17 protein-coding genes are annotated in these 20524 nt (G+C 47.1%); 11 read left to right on the top strand and 6 right to left on the bottom strand.

Features of this window, described 5'->3' with window-relative positions; translation table 11 throughout:
* Positions 1-30: 30 nt before the first annotated feature.
* The 9 genes from F566_RS0119710 to prpF all read left to right on the top strand — a co-directional run bounded on the left by F566_RS0119710 (position 31) and on the right by prpF (position 9529).
* A complete protein-coding gene (locus F566_RS0119710; protein WP_020408752.1) occupies positions 31-213 on the top strand; it encodes a Trm112 family protein in 183 nt (60 codons plus the stop codon).
* Complete coding sequence (kdsB, locus tag F566_RS0119705) at positions 213-986, top strand: 3-deoxy-manno-octulosonate cytidylyltransferase (protein WP_020408751.1); 774 nt, start codon at positions 213-215, stop codon at positions 984-986. Before F566_RS0119710 ends, kdsB begins: the two co-directional genes overlap by 1 nt.
* Positions 987-1013: 27 nt before the next feature.
* Entirely contained in the window at positions 1014-1490 is a 477-nt protein-coding gene (locus tag F566_RS0119700) for a low molecular weight protein-tyrosine-phosphatase (RefSeq protein WP_033416612.1), read from the top strand.
* Positions 1491-1521: 31 nt separating this feature from the next.
* Positions 1522-2553, top strand: a complete 1032-nt coding sequence (gene murB, locus F566_RS0119695) for a UDP-N-acetylmuramate dehydrogenase (protein ID WP_026180155.1) — start codon at positions 1522-1524, stop codon at positions 2551-2553.
* Positions 2554-2771: 218 nt separating this feature from the next.
* Positions 2772-3446 carry a GntR family transcriptional regulator gene (locus F566_RS0119690; RefSeq protein WP_020408748.1) on the top strand — a complete coding sequence of 225 codons (675 nt, stop codon included), beginning with the start codon at positions 2772-2774 and terminating at the stop codon, positions 3444-3446.
* Positions 3447-3492: 46 nt separating this feature from the next.
* A complete protein-coding gene (prpB, locus tag F566_RS0119685; protein WP_020408747.1) occupies positions 3493-4368 on the top strand; it encodes a methylisocitrate lyase in 876 nt (291 codons plus the stop codon).
* Positions 4369-4410: 42 nt separating this feature from the next.
* Positions 4411-5538: a bifunctional 2-methylcitrate synthase/citrate synthase gene (prpC, locus tag F566_RS0119680; protein ID WP_020408746.1), complete on the top strand. Its 1128-nt coding sequence runs from the start codon at positions 4411-4413 to the stop codon at positions 5536-5538.
* Positions 5539-5677: 139 nt separating this feature from the next.
* Positions 5678-8272: a Fe/S-dependent 2-methylisocitrate dehydratase AcnD gene (gene acnD, locus F566_RS0119675; RefSeq protein ID WP_020408745.1), complete on the top strand. Its 2595-nt coding sequence runs from the start codon at positions 5678-5680 to the stop codon at positions 8270-8272.
* 78 nt (positions 8273-8350) lie between these two features.
* The gene (prpF, locus tag F566_RS0119670; protein WP_020408744.1) at positions 8351-9529 is read left to right on the top strand and encodes a 2-methylaconitate cis-trans isomerase PrpF; all 1179 of its coding nucleotides are present in this window, start codon (positions 8351-8353) and stop codon (positions 9527-9529) included.
* A 38-nt stretch (positions 9530-9567) separates the two neighbouring features.
* Here the strand turns inward: prpF and tviB are convergent, their stop codons facing one another.
* The gene (tviB, locus tag F566_RS0119665) at positions 9568-10845 is read right to left on the bottom strand and encodes a Vi polysaccharide biosynthesis UDP-N-acetylglucosamine C-6 dehydrogenase TviB (RefSeq protein ID WP_020408743.1); all 1278 of its coding nucleotides are present in this window, start codon (positions 10843-10845) and stop codon (positions 9568-9570) included.
* Positions 10846-11352: 507 nt separating this feature from the next.
* On the opposite strand from tviB, the gene F566_RS0119660 reads away from it, so the two are divergent.
* Positions 11353-12765, top strand: coding sequence for a TIGR03013 family XrtA/PEP-CTERM system glycosyltransferase (locus F566_RS0119660; RefSeq protein ID WP_026180154.1), 1413 nt, complete (start codon positions 11353-11355; stop codon positions 12763-12765).
* A 136-nt stretch (positions 12766-12901) separates the two neighbouring features.
* On the opposite strand, the gene F566_RS0119655 is transcribed toward F566_RS0119660, so the two are convergent.
* From F566_RS0119655 to F566_RS0119635, 5 genes are all read right to left on the bottom strand, one after another.
* Entirely contained in the window at positions 12902-13906 is a 1005-nt protein-coding gene (locus tag F566_RS0119655; RefSeq protein WP_020408741.1) for an XrtA/PEP-CTERM system-associated ATPase, read from the bottom strand.
* Between the two features lie 50 nt (positions 13907-13956).
* Entirely contained in the window at positions 13957-15525 is a 1569-nt protein-coding gene (locus tag F566_RS0119650; RefSeq protein ID WP_020408740.1) for a TIGR03016 family PEP-CTERM system-associated outer membrane protein, read from the bottom strand.
* Between the two features lie 63 nt (positions 15526-15588).
* Complete coding sequence (locus tag F566_RS0119645; RefSeq protein WP_020408739.1) at positions 15589-16707, bottom strand: XrtA-associated tyrosine autokinase; 1119 nt, start codon at positions 16705-16707, stop codon at positions 15589-15591.
* Positions 16708-16731: 24 nt separating this feature from the next.
* Positions 16732-18282, bottom strand: coding sequence for an XrtA system polysaccharide chain length determinant (locus F566_RS0119640; protein ID WP_020408738.1), 1551 nt, complete (start codon positions 18280-18282; stop codon positions 16732-16734).
* 139 nt (positions 18283-18421) lie between these two features.
* Positions 18422-19060, bottom strand: a complete 639-nt coding sequence (locus tag F566_RS0119635; protein ID WP_020408737.1) for an XrtA/PEP-CTERM system exopolysaccharide export protein — start codon at positions 19058-19060, stop codon at positions 18422-18424.
* Positions 19061-19663: 603 nt separating this feature from the next.
* Here F566_RS0119635 and F566_RS0119630 point away from each other — a divergent pair.
* Positions 19664-20512, top strand: a complete 849-nt coding sequence (locus tag F566_RS0119630) for an XrtA system polysaccharide deacetylase (protein WP_020408736.1) — start codon at positions 19664-19666, stop codon at positions 20510-20512.
* The last annotated feature ends 12 nt before the right edge of the window (positions 20513-20524 follow it).

Below are 20524 nucleotides of genomic sequence, written 5' to 3'. Positions count from 1 at the left end.
ACATATTAATTAAGTCGTATAGGCGAGTTGATGGATAAGAAACTATTGTCGATTCTGGCATGTCCAATCTGTAAGGGCGATGTTAAGTATGATCGGGAAAAGCAGGAATTGATTTGCAAAAATGATGGCGTAGCTTTTCCGATTAAGGATGGTATTCCTGTGATGCTTGAAAAAGAAGCCAGAACACTGACGACAGATGAGCGATTATCGTAATGGTTGAATTTACGGTCATTATTCCTTCGCGGTATGCCTCAACCAGGCTTCCCGGTAAACCTCTTCAGGATATTGCCGGAAAGCCAATGGTGCAGCACGTATATCATCGTGCTGAAGAAAGTCGGGCATCATCGATATACGTGGCAACTGATGATCATCGAATAGAAGCTGCGGTTACCGCATTTGGTGGAGGCTGTTTGATGACTTCCGCCAATCACCCGTCAGGAACTGACAGACTGGCAGAGTGTGCTGCGCTTCTGGAGTTGGATGATGATCATATAATTGTAAATGTCCAGGGAGACGAGCCGCTATTGCCAGCGGATCTAATCAATCTTGTTGCGGAAAACCTGGCCAGCCACTCGGATGCAGGTATCGCAACCTTGTGCGAGAAAATCCATGATAGGGAGACATTGTTTAATCCCAATGTTGTCAAAGTGGTAAAAGATGAAGCCGGCATGGCGATGTATTTTTCGAGAGCACCTATCCCCTGGGCTAGAGATTTTTTTGCCGAGAATTCTTCCGGATTGGATCAGAGCGTCGATTTTTATCGGCATATCGGAATCTATGCCTACCGCGTAGGGTTTCTAAGGTCATATGTCAATTGGGGGACTTCTCCGATTGAGGTTATTGAAGCGTTGGAGCAATTACGGGCGCTTTGGCATGGAGTGTCAATTCACGTCGGTGTTGTTACGCAATCACCACCCGCTGGAGTGGATACTCCAGAGGATTTGCAACGGGTGCGCAGTTTATTGATGAAGGATAATAACGGATAAATATTTTTGAAGCCTTCGGGGGAAAATATTGTGAAAGTATTGTTTGTCTGTATGGGTAATATCTGTCGATCTCCAACTGCCCAGGGTGTGTTTGAGGTTTTGTTGGAGGAAGAAGGGTTGAGGCGCCGGGTGGAGGTGGATTCTGCTGGAACCGGTCCATGGCATGCAGGCAAACAGCCGGATTCCCGGGCACAGGCAGCTGCCTCCAGTCGAGGATACAAGCTGGATAAGCAGAGAGCCCGGCAAGTCAAGGTTGAGGATTTCGACAAGTTCGATCTGATACTGGCGATGGATCAGGATAATATTGCTGAACTACACAAGATTTGCCCGGAGCATGAGCGGCACAAGGTAAAGTTGTTTCTTTCCTATGGAAACAGCTCTGAGTTTCAGGAAGTTCCTGATCCCTACTATGGCGGGCAGAACGGATTCGAGCTGGTGTTGGATTTGATCGAGGACGCCGGTAAAGGTCTGCTGCAGTCAATAAAGCATAATCTCGTCAGATAATTTTTGGTTCCAATTTAAAGTACCCCTACTTATGGAATATGTCGTCGGCCAGGATTTAACTTCTCTCCATACAATGGGGTGTCGCTCGCAGGCAGAAAAATTTGTCTCCATCAAGGATGTCCACCAGTTGCAGGAGGTCCTGCAGGATGCTCGGCAGAATGGGCTGCCACTGACTGTTTTGGGAGGCGGGAGTAATGTCCTGTTCAAGGAAGTCGTACATGGTATCGTTATCAGGATGGCGAACCAGGGGATAGAGATGCTCGAAGACGGCTGCTATTCAGGAGAGTGCGCCGCGGGATGTTCTTTTGTCAGGGTTCAGGCGGGTGAAAACTGGCACCGGTTTGTAGAGTGGACTCTTGAGAAGAGGTTGGGGGGGCTCGAGAACCTGAGTTTGATACCAGGTACGGTCGGCGCTGCGCCCATACAAAATATTGGTGCCTATGGTGTTGAGGTAAAGGACTCAATCGCTGAGGTGGTGGCGCTGGAAGTGAGCACTGGCGAGACTCTAAAGTTTTCAGCAGATGACTGCGAATTCAGTTATCGTGACAGTGTATTTAAAAGGCATCCCGGAAACTGGATAATTACTGAAGTGGTTTTTCGGTTATCATCAAAGGCGCCTCTACGTCTGGAATATGCTGAATTGAACAGGGTTTGGATGGAAGCTGGTGAGCCATCGAGTTACCAGGCTGTTGGAAAGCTTGTAGAATCTATTCGGCGCAATAAGCTCCCGGATCCAGACCACATCCCCAATAGCGGCAGCTTTTTCAAGAACCCCACAGTTGATGAAGCGTTATATCAGAAAATCTTGTCCAGATATCCGGATCTGGTGGCATTTCCTAATGGCGTTAATCATTGGAAGCTGGCTGCTGGCTGGCTCATTCAGCAGTGTGGCTGGAAGGGCTTTTTAAAAAACGGCGTTGGTGTATATGAGAAACAGGCGCTTGTTATCGTAAACCCGGGTCAGCGTACAGCAGAAGAGGTTAAAGCATTAGCCTCCAGAATTCAGCAGAGTGTATTGGACAAGTTTGACGTCTGCCTCGAAATAGAACCTATTATTTTGTAAACAATTTCCTCACGTTATATTTACGCCATCCTTCTCCCTGTCTTTCAGAGCACTGTAGACTCGTCTAATTGTCTACACTTATGGTCAAAATTCCTAAGAAATCGTCTCTTATTCGAAAATTCTATTTAAAATCGTAAACAAAAGTGTTTACAATTCCTCTCAAATGCGGCTTAAAATTTAAGCGAATCTAAAAACCATTTTGAAAATTGTAAACAAAAATGAAGTCTCCTGATTCCCGTACACAGGCTGATATCGCGTTTGAGTTACTACAGACCGCTATTGTCAAAGGTGAGATTCCGGCCGGACAAAAAATCAGTGAAGCCGACCTGATGCAAAAATTTGGATATGGTCGTGGACCTTTGCGAGAAGCGCTGCACCGGCTTGAAGGTCGAGGCCTGATTATTAGGAAAGCCCATTCAGGCGCTAAAGTGGTGTCCTTGTCGGTTGAAGAATTGATTGATCTCTATGAAGTCAGAGAAGCGCTGGAGGGAATGGCGGCCCGGCAGGCTGCCAGACGTATGCATACGGATGAAATAGACGATCTCAAGCGATTATTGGAAAGCCATGCCCGCCAGATTGAAGAAGAACAGGGAATTGCTTATTGCCAGAGAGAAGGCGATTTTGATTTTCATTTCCGAATCATTTCAGGTAGCAAGAATCAGAAGTTAAGCCAGATGTTAACCGGTGAGCTGTATCACTTGTTAAGACTGTACCGGTACCGGTTGAGTACATTTAGTGGGCGGCCTGAAAAAGCTTTTCGGGAACACTGGAGAATTATTGAGGCGCTGGAAGAGCGTGACGGAGAATTGGCCGAGCTTCTGATGAGGCGCCATATATCTGCTGCCAGGCAGAGTATTGAAAAAAGGTATCGGGAAGGACAGCTCAAGTTGTAGTCCTGAAGCCAAATTAACTATCGTAAACAGCGAAGAGAGGCAAGACATGTCGGCAGGTTTAAGATTTAGAAAAGCCCTGGAAGCCAACAAGCCATTGCAGGTTGTTGGAGCTATTAACGCATATGCCGCGATGATGGCCGAGCGTGTCGGTCATCAGGCAATTTACCTGTCGGGTGGCGGGGTTGCCAATGCCTCCTATGGCTTACCGGATCTGGGAATGACGTCCCTGAACGATGTATTGGAAGATGTTCGCCGAATTACAGCCGCTACAGAATTGCCTTTGTTGGTGGATATCGATACCGGGTGGGGTGGAGCTTTTAATATCGCCCGTACCATTAAGGAGATGATTCGTGCTGGAGCGGCGGCTGTGCATATTGAAGATCAGGTCGCCCAAAAGCGTTGTGGGCATCGCCCTAATAAGGAAATCGTCAGCAAATCAGAGATGGTGGACCGGATAAAGGCGGCGGTGGATGCCAGAAGTGATGAGAGTTTTTTCATTATGGCCAGGACAGATGCATTTGCACAGGAAGGCCTGGAAGCTGCAATTGATAGAGCTAAAGCATGCGTCGAAGCTGGTGCGGACGGGATCTTCGCTGAGGCGGTGACAGAGCTTGAGCACTATCGGGCTTTTAAAGAGGCGCTTAATGTACCCATACTCGCCAATATCACTGAATTTGGTAAAACTCCTCTCTATAACAAGGAGGAGCTGGCTGAAGCTGGAGCCGATATGGTGTTGTACCCTCTGTCTGCGTTTCGTGCCATGAACAAGGCAGCGTTGATGGTGTATGAGTCAATTCTGACAAAAGGTGATCAGAAGGAAGTTGTCGATCTTATGCAGACGCGTATGGAGCTGTATGATTTTCTGAATTATCACGACTACGAGCAACGCCTGGATGCCCTATTTGCACAGGAAAAGCAGTAATTCCGAATAACTCCAAATATACCGATAAGAAGGAGACAATAAATGGCTGAGAAGGTATTGAGCGGAGCTGGCCTACGGGGCCAAGTGGCAGGTCAGACAGCACTATGTACAGTGGGAACGACAGGACACGGTCTGGCCTATCGGGGCTATGGAATAGAAGAGTTGGCCGATAAGGCCGGGTTTGAAGAAGTCGCTTACCTTTTATTGCGCGGGCACTTGCCAACCCAGTCGGAACTGGCAGCATTTAAAGGCAAGCTGAAGTCACTACGTGGGTTGCCTGCAGCATTAAAGGAAGTGCTGGAAAGAATTCCTAAAGATGCTCATCCAATGGACGTAATGCGTACCGGTTGTTCCATGCTGGGTAATCTGGAAACCGAGGCTGACTTCTCTGAACAGGATGACCGTATTGATCGTATGCTGGCGGTGTTTCCCTCGATCATCTGTTATTGGTACCGGTTCACTCATGATGGCGTACGCATAGACACCGAAACTGATGATGATTCCATTGGTGCCCATTTCCTTTCCATGCTGCATGGCGAGAAGGCAAAGAAACTGCACGAACGAGTCATGAATGTCTCTTTGATTCTTTATGCAGAACACGAATTCAATGCCTCCACTTTTACTGCCAGAGTTTGTGCGTCCACATTGTCAGATATTCATTCATGCATTACCGGTGCAATCGGCTCACTGCGCGGGCCTTTACATGGTGGAGCCAATGAGGCGGCCATGGAGATGATTGAGAGGTTCAGCAGCCCTGAAGATGCCGAAGAACAGTTAATGGGAATGTTAGCCCGGAAAGAAAAAATTATGGGTTTTGGCCATGCGATCTATCGAGAGTCCGATCCGCGCAATGCAGTGATCAAGAAATGGTCGCAGAAACTCGCAGAAGATGTTGGTGATCAGGTGTTGTATCCGGTATCAGCAAAATGCGAGGAAGTGATGTGGAGGGAGAAAAAACTATTCTGCAATGCAGACTTCTTCCATGCTTCTGCCTACCACTTCATGGGTATCCCTACCAAATTGTTCACACCGATTTTTGTGATGTCTCGTTTGACCGGATGGGCGGCTCATGTGAAAGAACAGCGAGCAAACAATCGAATCATCAGGCCCAGTGCCGAATATACCGGCCCTGATTCTTCAGAGTGGATACCGATTGAAGAGCGTGGATAAAACCACTAAGGCATATACCGAGACAACAAAGGAGGGGTAGCCCCTCCGCATAATAACCAGGCAGCTTCCAAAGGCCTTATTAAAGTCCATAGTTTGGGGCTGTCTGAATCTGTGAATGCGACATGATGGGACTGATTGCATGAATACCGCCTATCGAAAACCCTTACCGGGAACATCGCTTGATTTTTTTGACACTCGTGAAGCGGTCAACAGTATCAAGCCAGGAGCATACGACAAGCTTCCTTATACATCACGAATACTGGCTGAGAATCTGGTGCGTCGATGCGACTCAGCGTCTCTCCAAGATTCGCTCAGGCAGATTATTGAACGCAAGCGTGATCTTGATTTTCCGTGGTATCCGGCTCGGGTCGTTTGCCATGACATTCTTGGTCAAACGGCGTTGGTCGATTTGGCGGGATTGCGAGACGCTATTGCATTGAAGGGCGGCGATCCTTCAAAGGTAAATCCTGTCGTTCCGACTCAGTTGATAGTGGATCACTCTCTTGCCGTCGAGCATGCTGGTTTTGAGTCAGATGCATTCGATAAAAACAGGGAAATTGAAGATCGTCGAAATGATGACAGATTCCATTTTATTAACTGGACCAAGACAGCCTTTGAGAATGTTGATGTTATTCCTCCTGGTAACGGCATCATGCACCAGATAAACCTGGAGCGGATGTCACCGGTCATTCACTCCCGAGAAGGTGTGGCCTTTCCGGATACCCTGGTGGGGACTGACAGCCATACCCCTCATGTGGATGCACTGGGAGTCATCGCTATCGGTGTCGGCGGGCTGGAGGCAGAAAGTGTCATGCTCGGAAGGGCTTCCTATATGCGCCTGCCTGATATTGTCGGGGTGGAGTTAACCGGTAAGCCTCAACCCGGGATCACTGCGACGGATATAGTTCTGGCGTTGACTGAGTTTCTGCGTAAAGAAAGGGTCGTTTCCTGCTATATAGAATTCTTTGGTGAAGGTGCATCCCAACTGACGCTTGGGGATCGGGCCACAATCTCCAACATGACACCGGAATATGGTGCCTCGGCGGCAATGTTCTACATTGATCAGCAGACGATTGATTATCTCACGTTAACCGGGCGGGATGATGATCAGGTCAGGCTGGTCGAAACCTATGCCAAAGAAGCCGGGCTCTGGGCTGATTCACTGGAAAATGCTGAATATGAGAGGGTGCTAACATTCGACCTTTCCAGTGTCGTGAGGAATATTGCGGGGCCATCAAATCCTCATCGAAGAGTGCCTACCAGTGAACTGGCCAGCCAAGGGATTGCCGGTGAAGTGGAAAGCGAAGAGGGATTGATGCCTGATGGAGCTGTGATCATTGCTGCCATTACCAGCTGCACCAATACCAGTAATCCCAGAAATGTCATCGCGGCCGGTTTGCTGGCTCGTAAGGCAAATGAGCTGGGGCTAACTCGTAAACCCTGGGTAAAAAGCTCGCTGGCACCGGGATCCAAAGCGGTGAAGTTATATTTAGAAGAATCCGGTCTATTGCCGGAACTGGAGTCCCTGGGCTTTGGTATTGTCGGCTTTGCCTGCACCACCTGTAATGGGATGAGCGGAGCTCTGGACCCGGTTATTCAGAAGGAACTGATAGACAGAGATCTTTACTCAACCGCCGTATTATCCGGTAACCGGAACTTCGATGGTCGTATACATCCCTATGCAAAGCAGGCATTTCTTGCCTCACCGCCACTGGTAGTGGCCTATGCGATCGCTGGAACCATACGTTTTGATATCGAAAAGGATGTATTGGGGACTGATGCTCATGGAAATCCCATCAGGCTAAAAGATATATGGCCAAGTGACGAAGAGATAGACGAAATCGTCCGGGAACACGTTAAACCTGATCAATTTCGCCAAGTGTACATCCCCATGTTTGATGTTACCGCGGAAGCTCGTGATCAGACTAAGCCGCTCTATGACTGGCGGCCGAAAAGTACCTATATTCGCCGTCCGCCATACTGGGAGGGAGCCCTCGCAGGTGAAAGGACTTTAAAAGGGATGCGCCCCCTGGCAGTGTTGGGAGACAATATCACTACTGATCATCTGTCCCCTTCGAATGCCATACTAGCGTCCAGCGCTGCAGGAGAGTACCTGGCAAAAATGGGATTGCCGGAAGAGGACTTTAATTCTTATGCGACTCATCGCGGTGACCACCTTACAGCGCAAAGAGCAACTTTTGCCAATCCTAAATTATTGAATGAAATGGTGCAGGAAAATGGCGAGGTGAAGCAGGGGTCTCTGGCCCGAATTGAGCCTGAGGGGAAAGTGACCCGTATGTGGGAGGCTATTGAGACCTATATGGAGCGTAAGCAGCCCCTGATTATTGTCGCCGGGGCGGACTATGGGCAAGGATCCTCCAGGGACTGGGCTGCTAAAGGTGTCCGGTTGGCGGGTGTTGAAGTAATCGTGGCTGAAGGCTTTGAAAGAATTCACCGTACCAATCTGATTGGCATGGGGGTTTTACCGCTGGAATTTAAGCCAGGGACTACCCGCAAGACACTCGGAATAGATGGTACAGAAACCTACGATGTCGCCGGAAGCTTTAAACCAGGCGCAACTCTAACATTAGTGATTCACCGTCGGAATGGAGACGTGGTAGAGGTTCCGGTAACCTGCCGGCTTGATACTCAAGAAGAGGTGTCCATTTACGAAGCCGGTGGTGTTCTGCAGCGCTTTGCTAAAGATTTTCTGGAAGCAGAGGCTGTAGATTAATCACGCAAAAACAGTAGATTGGAAAACAAGATAGGGAGGGATTTTCCCTACCTATCAAAAGTACGGAGAGATGGTTGAATGGGTCATGTTTCTCAAATCAGAATACCGGCGACCTACATGCGAGGCGGTACCAGTAAGGGCGTGTTTTTTCGGCTACAGGATTTGCCCGAGCCTGCGCAGGTGCCTGGTGCGGCAAGAGATGCGCTTTTGCTGAGGGTTATTGGAAGTCCTGATCCTTATGGTAAACAGATTGATGGAATGGGAGGAGCAACCTCCAGTACCAGCAAAGCGGTAATTCTTTCCAGGAGCAGCCGGGCTGACCATGATGTAGATTACCTGTTTGGCCAGGTGTCTATTGATAAACCTTTTGTCGACTGGAGTGGTAATTGTGGCAATCTTTCTGCCGCCGTGGGGGCTTTTGCTATTTCGAGTGGGTTGATCGATCCCGAAAGCTTACCTGAAAACGGTATTGCGACAGTTAGGATATGGCAGGTTAATATTGGCAAGACGATTATTGCTCATGTGCCGGTCACGAATGGTGAAGTACAGGAAACAGGGGACTTTGAGCTCGATGGTGTCACCTTTACTGCAGCTGAAGTGAAAATGGAGTTTATGGATCCTGCTGACGAGGGCGGGGCTATTTTTCCTACCGGAAATGTTGTCGATGAACTGGAAGTGCCTGGATTGGGCGCTCTCAAGGTTACTATGATCAATTCGGGTATACCGACAATCTTTGTGAATGCTGAAGATATCGGTTATGAAGGCACTGAGCTTCAGGAATCGATTAATAGTGATGAAGGTGCTTTGTCCAGGTTTGAGTTGTTACGGGCTCATGGTGCGTTGCGCATGGGCTTAATCAAAGAGCTTGATGAAGCTGCGACACGTCAGCACACACCCAAGGTAGCCTTTGTTTCCAAGCCAAAGGACTATGTTGCTTCAAGCGGCAAGAATGTGGCGGCCGCTGATATTGACCTCCTGGTGAGAGCGCTCTCCATGGGGAAGCTTCATCATGCCATGATGGGGACTGCAGCAGTAGCAATCGGTACCGCCGCGGCTGTACCTGGAACCCTGGTGAATATTGCGGCAGGGGGGGGGCAGCCAGAATCTGTATGCTTTGGACATCCTTCAGGGACATTGAGGGTCGGTGCGAAGGCGGTAGAGACGGTAGAAGGCTGGAAGGTTGCAAAGGCAACCATGAGCAGAAGTGCCAGAGTACTGATGGAGGGATGGGTCCGTATTCCGGGGGATGCTTTCTAGAACTCGAGCCTGTAAGTCAATGTTTTCAGTGAGGCAGGCTAAAGCCTGCCATCAACATCCTCTTTGGGGAGCACGTACTTCACATCAAACAGTACGTGCTTTTCTTTGCCATACTTTCGTATTCCGGACGCTCCAAGTGATTTGAATTGTTCGTGACCGACTGTCAATACAATTGCGTCATACTTTCCTGTCTCCGGGGTAGTGATCAAATTGATGCCATACTCCAACTGACTTTCCGCCGGGCTTGCCCAAGGGTCATATACCTCAATGCTGGCGTTATATGACTGAAATATTTTTATTACATCGATAACGCGGGTATTCCGAATATCCGGGCAGTTTTCCTTAAATGTCAGCCCCATAATAAGAACTTTAGAGCCAGTGACATGGATTTTTTGCTGGGTCATCATTTTGATAACATTTTTGGCGACAATTTCTCCCATGGCATCGTTAATTCTTCTGCCTGAAAGAATCATTTCCGGATGGTGGCCGATGGATTGGGCTTTGTGAGTCAGGTAGTAAGGATCGACGCCAATGCAATGCCCTCCGACCAGGCCAGGGCGAAACGGAAGAAAGTTCCACTTGGTGCCTGCTGCCTCCAAGACCTCAAGTGTATCGATACCAAGCTTGCCAAATAGTAGAGAGAGTTCGTTTACCAGAGCGATATTAACATCCCTTTGCGTATTTTCGATGACCTTGGCCGCTTCGGCGACCCTGATAGAGGATGTCTTGTGAGTACCGGCAGTAATCACAGCTTGATAGAGGGAGTCTACGAAATCGGCAGCCTCTGGCGTCGAACCGGATGTCACCTTAAGAATGTTGGTGACACGATGTTCTTTGTCGCCCGGATTGATTCTTTCCGGGCTGTATCCAGCGAAGAAATCCTGATTGAACTTAAGGCCGCTGGTTTCCTCTATTACTGGTATGCAAACTTCCTCCGTCGCGCCGGGATATACGGTTGATTCGTATATAACAATATCACCTGTTTTGATGACTTTGCCTACTGTCTTACTCGCTTTAATCAATGGTCCAAGATCCGGAGTCTTAAATTCATTGATAGGTGTTGGAACTGTAACGATGAAAACATTGCAGTCAGTAATCTCATCCAACTGAGACGTAAAAGAGAGATGTTGAGCTTCTGAAAGCTCATCGGCGTCGACCTCCAGAGTCCTGTCTTCTCCCTGCTTTAACTCTGAGACACGACCTTGGTTTATATCAAAGCCGATAGTCGGGAATTTCTTTCCAAATTCGACAGCGAGTGGCAGGCCTACATATCCGAGGCCGATCAGGCAAATTTTGCAGTCTTTTAATTGTCTCATGCCAAGTAAAGTCTCAAATCATAACAACTTTTAGTGAGTCCCTGAAAATTTCATGCGCTGTTGATGGAAATGTTAAAACCGAATCAAAGTGCCCATTTATTCGCCAACCGCTATTTATGAAGTAAACCAAGCCTTTACGGCTTTATTTCTCTTCAGAGATATCGGCTCAGAATTTTTCAGAGATACCTAAGGTAAACTTAGGCAAAGATAGCGCAAGTTACCATTATTACTACTAAACCTTAAGACACAGTCGTCACTCTTGTTGTTCTTTGGAAATAATGACGGGATATGAGGTGAAAGATCGCTATTCTGCAATTAACAGGAGGCTGGCTAAAGGGACTATATAGTATGACCTAACTTGTTGTTCTATATATTAGTGTCAACAATTGTTAAAATGCCGGCCCCCACCGATCAAAAGTGAAACCGTTTAGTTAAAATTTCACCTTAGCATCATATATTTATTGAAACCTGCTCGAACAAGTAAGGATCATCGAGGTTATTGCGGACGTGGCTCATATACGTATCTTAAAACACTATGTGCATTTCCCATTTCTAATATTGGGATTACTTGAACTGTGCGCCTGTATGCTGGCGATATATGCCGCGGTTCCGACAAGATTATTGATAGGTGATATCAACTACACCTTCCAGGACTCAGATCTATTCTATTCCGCTCTTGCCTATGGAGCAGTCATTCTGATCAGTATGAATGCCATGGGGGTCTATCAGGCCCGATTGTCTGAAGGGCGGACAGGTATGGCGCTCAGAACACTGGTGGCATTTGTTATCGGCTCTCTGGTCTTTCCAATCTTTTACTACATCTCCAGTGATATCTTTGGGGTGATCTGGCGAAGCGTGTTGGTGCTTGCGACGCTTTACGCAGTGCTCTTCGTGTTGGTCGTTCGCATACTGTTTTATACGTTTGTGGATGAAAATATCTTTAAAAGGAATGTGCTGATTCTGGGAACTGGTAAAAGGGCAAATGGTTTGCTTGAGGATTTCAGAAAGCCTGAAGATTGGAAGGGAGTGCATCTGGTCGGTTTTTATCCTTTTGAGGGTGATGACGTCATCGTTGATGACAGTAAGGTGATTAAAACGCCTCTGGGGATTATGGATTATGTGTTGGCCAATGCGATCGACGAGATTGTCATTGCTGTCGATGATAGACGCAAGAAGCTGCCTCTGGAAGAACTAATGGCCTGCAAACTGGAAGGTATAGAAGTCGTGCAGGAGTCCACTTTTACCGAGCGTGAAACCCGTAAAGTGCCTTTGAATGTCATCTCTCCGGGATGGTTTATCTTTTCTGATGGATTTAAGACTTCTGCGCTTGGCAGTGTATTGAAACGCTCTTTCGATATTCTCGCTTCACTCATTCTTCTTTCTGTAACCTGGCCGTTTATTCTGGTCACTGTTGCCTGTATTAAGTTCGAAGAAGGGTTAAAAGCCCCGATTTTCTACAAACAGGTTAGGGTAGGCGTAAATGGTGAGCCGTTTGAAGTCATCAAGTTCAGAAGTATGGGAGTTGATGCAGAAAAAGGCGGTCAGGCCATTTGGGCGTCGAAAAATGATGATAGGGTGACAAAAGTCGGTGCGGTCATTCGTAAGTATCGTATTGACGAGCTGCCCCAGCTTTTCAATGTATTAAAAGGCGAAATGGCATTTGTCGGCCCGCGTCCGGAAAGACCTGTTTTTGTGGAAAAGCTTGCCAACAGCATCCCTTATTACAATGAGCGCCATCGTGTTAAGCCAGGTATCACCGGCTGGGCGCAACTTTGCTTTGACTATGCGGACAGCGAAGAGGATAGCAAAGAGAAGCTGCGCTACGATCTCTACTACATTAAAAATAACAGCCTCATGCTGGATTTCCTAATTCTGCTCCAGACTGTAGAGGTCGTCCTCTTTAAGAAAGGTGCGCACTAAGGTGGCGTGATACAAGTTTCAAAAAAAGGCCTTCATTTGAAGGCCTTTTTTATTTTGAACAGGGCAGTCTGAATGGCCTTGTTCTACTTAATGTATATGGACCATGCCTCTCTTGCTCGAAAGAGAGGTAATGATGTTATTGCTTGAGCTTGTCCCTGAGCGTTCGTCTCTTGCTGATCAGGGTATCAATAAGTTTTGTGTAAGCAATTTTCTGCTCAAGTACCAGTTCGAGAATATCGTTGAGGTCTTGCACCAGTTCCTGCACATACACTTCACTAACACTGCCATCTGCCTGAGATGGGCTGACGGTCTTGATATCCTTGCCTTCTTGTTGAAACTCTTCTTTCAGTTCACCGGCAATAGCTTCCACTACTTTGGTGTCGACCAAGTCTTTCTCTTCCAGATAGGCCATCAGCAAAGTGCGGTCCATAAAGATATTAATTCTTCTGGGGATGCCGCGGGTGAATTCGCTCATTTTGTTTAGAGCCTGCTCTGTAAAGGCAGGTTTGTCTGTCCACCCAACCTGGGTCAAGCGGTGGAGGACGTATTGCTTGGTTTCATTTTCATCAAGAGAGCGAAGATGGAAAGAGGCGATAATCCGTTGCTGAAATTGCACCAGACTGGGGTGCTGAAGCTTTGAACGGAGTTCTTCCTGGCCAAGTAGAAAGGTTTGCAACAGAGGTTTGTTGTTGACCTGATAGTTGGACAGTAGTCTAAGCTCTTCGAGAGATTCATGGGAAAGATTCTGGGCTTCGTCTATGATCAGCAGTGCCCGACGCCCTTCTTTGCTCAATCCATGCAGGTAGGTTTCAATATCCTTGATAATCTGAGCTTTGTTATCACCGCCGGTACTCAATCCGAAGGCGTTGGCAATATGCTCCAACAATTCATAAGGATTGAGGTTAGAGGTGCTGACCTGTGAGGCGACGATTTGCGAGTCAAGCGAGTTCAGGATATTGCCTGCCAGCATCGACTTACCGGTGCCGATAGGACCAGTGATAACAATGAAACCCTCACCTTGCTGCAGACCATATAAAAGATAGTAGAGTGCTTTCTTATGGCACGAGCTGGCAAAGAAAAATTTAGGGTCAGGAGTCAGTTGGAATGGCTTGGCTGTAAATCCAAAGTGTTCTTCATACATAGAGTTAACCTGAAACTAAGTCGAATTCGTTAATAACGCGTTGTTCCTGACTAAAAATTGGCAATGATGGAAGTCGAGATGCGATTCTCTCTGATGTCTTGAGATGAATCATCCCCCCGTCTATCCGAGTGAGAATAGCTCACAGTGCCGTTTACATTCTTACTAAAGCTCCGTTGCAAGGAAATGCGCTGGGTAAAGTCTCTTGTGGTGACAGTGGTGCCGACGGTTTCCCTGTCTTCAACTTCTCTTGCAGTCGAGCTCAGAGTCAAATCAGTTCGGCTCCCGAGCTGCCAATTCCAGGAGACAGTTCCACTCAGTTGTGTGGTGTAGTCACGTGAACTGAACTGACTGTCGAGGGTTTTTGATCGATTCCAGAGAATGGTGCCAGTGATCTTGGATTTGGCCGTGCTATAAACAGAGCTATAGCTTAGAGTCCGGTTAAGTACTTGAGATTCTGATATCGAGTTAAGTGGGATGTCGGCTTCAACAAGCTCAAACTTACTGGGGTCAAAGCTGGCAATATCCGCCTGAGTAGGAAACTTACACTCAGAAGGGTCGGTATTCCCCTTTGGGCAAATTAGGAATGTGACCAACTGGCCACTGACGATACTTTCTGAAAAGTCTGACACTGAATCTGAGTACTTCAGGGTGTGTTTGAGCTTTCGTGTCTGGTGAGTGAGTTCCAGGCCATAGGTTTCACCGAAGAAACGCTCGCCGTAGTTGGCGCTTAAACTGGTTCTGCGGGTAGGGTTCCAGCTTGCATTGGCTGTCAGGAAGTGGCGATTATCATCCTGCCCACCTTTTTCATACGTGTTATAGGCTACTGATAGAGAGGAGTTGGCCCTTGTAACCCGTAAACCAAGCCCCCATGACTCAGTCACAAAGTTGGAGCCACTTTCCAAATCGTTTTCTTCACGGTTTGCCTGGGCAAAAACACCCAGGGTGGATGTGATGTTGACGCCTATGAGGCCATCATTAATAGCTTTTCTGTTTTCATTGTCGTCTTCAGTGTAAGTGCCGCCGAAATCCCAGAACGCATTATCAAAACGTTTTCCGTTAATGGCTCGCAGATTGGCCGATATGGAATCGACATTGACATTGTCGTCATCGGTTTCGGTATGCCTGTATAAGGCGCCGGCTTTCAGATCGTAGTACTGACGTGCTCCTGTAGAGTAATCAAAGCCAGCCGATGAGGTTCTGGTTTCAGTGCGTTCGCTCCCGGTATCGCCATCGCCAAATCTTGGGGAGCCGATATCGGTCTCCACGTTCAGAATTCGTGCGTTGGCAAACAGTTTAAGAGATCGATTGAACTCGTATCGGTTAACCGATGCGTTCAGAGAGTTCTCATTCCGATCATCAAAATTGGAATTCGAATAGGAAGAATGCTTGAAGTTATAGTCGACAAGATAATCGGTCTTTGCGCCTGAGTCTTCAATCGAAATGCCAGGGGCGACTTGGTGTATAAAGCTGTCCTCTTCGTCTTGGGCGGTCAGCCCGGCGTTGTCGGTGTATTGCTCCGAAACGCTGAGTGATGGCGTTATTTTTGGGGTAGCCCAGGTATATGGAGCTACCGTTGCCACCAATAAAATTGGAGAAAGGATACGTCTATCCAAGAACATGATTCTTTCCGTAGTTTTTTAATTGTAAGGGATATTGAGTAGTTTAGGGGTACCAAGAAAGAATCAGTCTTTTCTGTAATACCCGTATCCATAGCCATATTGGTCTTTTGCTTCGCCTCTGGACTTGTTAACCAGGAAGCCGATAGCAAGTTTTTTCTCCAACTGTTCTACGGCAACTTGCACGTCGTTCAGTCTGGTTTTGTTTTCCTCTACGACGATTACGGCCTGTCCAACAAGGTTGGCCATAATATGGGTTTCATTCACGCCAAGAAGAGGAGGGGCATCAAATATGACAACACGGTCAGAATACCTTGATGCCAGCTCTTCAGTTAACTTCGCCATTTTCTCTGAAGCCAGTAGCTCTGTTGAGAGGTCATGGGGAGTGCCGGCGGGGATGAATTTAAAATTTTCAATGTTGGTGTTATGAATAATTTCAGAGACATCTGTTATCTGACCTGAGAGAAATTCAGTGAGCCCGGATACCGGGGGAACTCCAAGCTCTCGTACAACATTTGGGCGCAAGACGTCTGCATCCACCAGCAATACTGTTTTGTCTTGTTCCAGAGCAATGCTCAATGCCAGATTGATTGAGCTGAAGGTTTTACCTTCATTGGGATTGCAACTGGACACAATGATCAGGTTGGGGTGATGCAGGGTTTTAGAGATTGCGCCAAAGGCATTATTGAGCAGCTTGCGTTTTACGGCTCTGAACTGTTCCTTTAACTGACGGTTTTCATTTTGCTGTGTAATGAAACCTTTCTTGGTCAGTAACTCAATATCAATGACAGAGTTCTGAGAAGTCCTGCCGTTATCACTGTCGACAATTTCTTTTTTCTCGGTGTCTGCCACTCTTTTGGCTGTCTGAACAGGCTCGGAAATCTCTTCCTGAACAAGTGCTTTATGGGTCTTTGGCTGAGGAGCGTCTCTTTTATCGACTGCTTCACTTGTCTCTACGGGTTTACGCTTTTCTGTTTTTTCAGCCTGAGGAGACGTCGTTTGCTCCTGACTTTCCACTTGTTTGATTTCTTCCTGAATCAGTTTGGCTGACACGGGTGACGAATCAGGTTTCGCAGTCTCTGCTTTCGCTGTGGAATTGTCGTCTTCCGGGGTCGATGGTGATGCCTTAGGTTCATCTGTCTTGAGACCTTTAAGTTTGGCCATCGCTTTGTCGATAGTGCTCATTAATTGTTACTCCTGGAAAACTGTTTAGCCAAACTTAAGGTTAATCACTACAAGTGCAGCATAGACTGCCAGAATTGCCATCAATGCCCCAATAAATACCCATTTCTGAAGTCTTTCTTTGGATACAATGGAGTTTCCGTTTGCCAGCGAGACAGTGCCGAATACCGGATGGCCCGTAAGAAGCGTCAACTGAGAACCAGATAATACGACAGGGCGAATCTGGCTTAACAGGAAAGAAACCGCAACACCTGCGCCAATGCTAAGAACAAAGATTGCTGTCATGAGCAACAGTCGATTGGGCCCCGTGGGCTCTTGGGGCACCCTTGGGGGATCGACAACTTTGAACTGAATATCGTCTGCAGCCAAATCAGCATTTTGAGACAGGCGTGCCTGTTCCCTTCGGGATAATAATTCGTTGTATTTGGATCTGGTGATTTCGTAGCCTCGATTAAGGGCAATAACCTGAGATTCAATTTCCGGAACCAAGTGAATCTTCTCTTCGATTTCTTTCACTTTTGTCTGGTATTCTTTCACCCGCACTTCCAGTGAAACCTTTTCGTTTTCGAGTTGTGTCACGGTGAGCTTTAACTGCTGATATACGGGGTTGCTACCAACACCGGGGCCACCAGAGGCAACTTGTTTTTGAGCTTCTTTATACTCTTCGATAACTTCTTCGCGACTTTTTTCGAGATCCTCAAGCCTTCTGCGGATTTCGATAATGTTAGGGTGTTTGTCAGTATATTTTAGAGATAGCTCGTCAAGCTGAACCTGTAGTTGTTCAATTCTGGCATCGAACTCTGTTTCGATACCCGGACCACTTGAATCTGCAGAGTTGTCCAAATTGGCTTGCTCGCCCCTTAGCTGTGCCTGAGCGGAAGTTAGCCTGGACTGTACTTCTCTGAGTTGAAGTTGTGCTTCTTCGAGTCTGGACTTGTTGGTTTGGAGAACACCATAGAAGTTGCCAACATTGGTGCCAACCACTTCGGCATTGGCTTGCTTGAACTCCGTCAGACGTCTTTCGTCTTCGAGAAGTCTTCTTTCATACTCCGCAATCTGGCGTTCAAGGAACTGCTCAGCGGTATCGGCTTCGTTTCGGGTTTCTCCCAAAGTATTTTCTACAAAGACGTCCAGGGCTGCCTGGATAACGTTTCTGGCGGTTTCCGGATGTTCAGAGGAGTAGGAAAGGCGGAAAAAGTTCTCCCTGGCTGAGGAACCAATTCGCAGGTTGTCCTCAAGGTCACGAATGATTTCATCAAACCCACTTTGGTCTTTGGACATAATGTCCAAATCAGACATACGCGCTATTTTTTCAAGGTTTGGTCTGGTCATCAGCGTTTTGACCATCAGACGAATCTGTGAGTCAGAGTTGGGCTGAATTGCCAATCCTCTTAGCAGTGGGCGAAGCAGGGATTGAGTGTCGACATAGACCTGGGCGTTTGCCTGATATTGGTCCGGCATTTTCCATATAAAATACCAGCCAACCGGGCAGATAACCCAGATGGCTAAAACAATAAATATCTTGTTCAGCCAGATTCCCTTCAAATAGTTGATGAATTGTTCAATCAACTCCTGCATACAAACATACCTCTAAAATGTCGACACCTGATATAACAAACTTTCCATGTGCGTTCGGTACCTGAAACCATTCTTCGGTTTCAAAAGTGCACTACTTCGGAAAGTTTGTTTTTAGTTCATGTAGTTTTCTTCGTTTAGTCTAGAACCAGGCTTCTGGAATGATGACGATGTCCCCGGGTAGCAGGTCGACATTGGCTGCGACGTTACCGTCTTTAATCAAGTCATCAATCTTCAAACCATATTCCCTGTATTGTCCATCCTCAATACGCGCGAGTGTGGCGCGATTCCCGTCGGCGAAATCTGTCAGGCCATTTACCTGGATCATGACATCCAGCAAAGTCATATCTTCAATATAGGGAAGAGCCTTGGGATTGGCCGCTTCGCCGATCACCCGGATCTGCTCGCTGAATGGCCCGGTAAAATCTGTGACGCTGACAGAGACAATGGGGTCTCTGATGTAGGTTGCCAGTACTTTTTCAAACTCCCTTGCCACCTGGGTTGGGGTTTTTCCGGAAACAGGGATGTCCTCAACCAATGAAGTGGTGATCATGCCGTCCGGGCGTACTGTAAATGACCCACTGATTTCCGGATTACCCCAAACGAAGACGTTCAGTTCGTCATTCGGCCCAATCAGGTATTTGTACTGTTGTGGGTTCACCGTTGTGGACGGTTTAAGTGTTGCCATAGGGAGAGGCGGCGCCACACTACAGGCTGCCACGGCCGCAGCCAAAGGCAGAATGCTTAGTTTGATGGCTTTTTTGAAGGTACTGATATTCATCTCGGCGTCCCTTGTTCCATAGTTGCCCTAAGTATAAGATGCTAAGCGTCTGGATACGATGCTCAGGCTATTGATTTTTCGAACTTTGTGTTAACAATTGCAAAATTCATGTCAAAGTCGCAACGCAATTTTAATTTTAGTGCAACATAATAGCTATGAGACTTTAAATGCATTTTGTTCAACTGGTTCTAGAGTAAGTGCCTGCGACTGAATTTTCTAACAGCTCATTTTGACCTCAAGTAAGTTGATAGTTCTTCTATTCAAGAAAATGGCCTGTTAGAAAATTTGTCTTAAACAACCTGGTATCTGTTGTTATCATTTCATCTAAATCAGACGTGTTGATTATAATCATTACGTCAGCAAGATCATTCGGTAAAATGATCTATTTGAACATAATGTTGCCGGCCTGATAACTGCCTGTAATTGTTAAACAATAGACCATCGACCATAAATGGCTAAGCCAAATGGTCGATATATCTATATGAGAAACAGGCGGCTTTCGGGCCGGGTGTCGTTTTAAATGCCGGAAACATTTGTTGCCGGTTGATCAGAATACAGGCCGAAAGAACTTTAAAGGTCGATTCAAGCAGGGCAAAAGGATATATGAATTCGGAAGTAAATAATATTACACATGCCATGACCGTGGATGTGGAAGACTATTTTCAGGTATCGGCCTTTGAAAAGATTATAGATCGCAACGATTGGGATTCCTTGCCTCATCGTGTCGAAAAAAATACGCAACGTTTACTGAAGCTTTTTGACGATTACGGTTATAAGGCAACTTTCTTTACCCTGGGCTGGGTTGCAGAGAGAAATCCGTCTCTGATCAAGGCTATCGTGGATAATGGCCATGAGCTGGCCAGCCATGGTTACGGTCACATGAGGGCAACTGAACAGAGTCAGGAGGAGTTTCGTCAGGATGTTGATCGCTCCAAGAAGCTGCTTGAGGACATGTCTGGCCAGCAGGTAATTGGATACCGGGCGCCAAGCTTCTCGATCAACGACGGGAATCGTTGGGTGTTCGATGTGCTGGCCGACCTCGGATTCAAATACAGTTCCAGCACTTATCCGGTAAAACACGATCTGTATGGTGTGCCTCATTGGCCCCGCTTCCCATACCAGCTTGAAAACGGATTAACTGAAATTCCCTTGACCACATTGAAACTGGGATCCAGGACGATGCCGATGTCTGGCGGAGGATATTTTCGGCTATACCCCTACTTTGTCAGCCGAATGCTGTTCCGGAAATTTGTTCAGGCCGAAAAAAGTCCCGCTATCTTCTATATGCATCCCTGGGAAATAGATCCCGACCAGCCGAGGCAGCAAGGAATTTCTGCAAAAACGGCTTTTCGCCACTATCTGAATCTGTCAAGGCATGAATCCCGTTTTAAGCGCCTGCTCGCTGACTTCAAATGGGGACGTATGGATAAGGCTTTCGGTATATCCATATAAAGTGACAGCCCT

It is taken from the genome of Hahella ganghwensis DSM 17046, assembly GCF_000376785.1.
Classification (GTDB): Bacteria; Pseudomonadota; Gammaproteobacteria; order Pseudomonadales; family Oleiphilaceae; genus Hahella; species Hahella ganghwensis.
The sequence above is the reverse complement of the archived record's forward strand: the minus strand, read 5'-3'. Positions and strand labels throughout refer to the sequence as shown.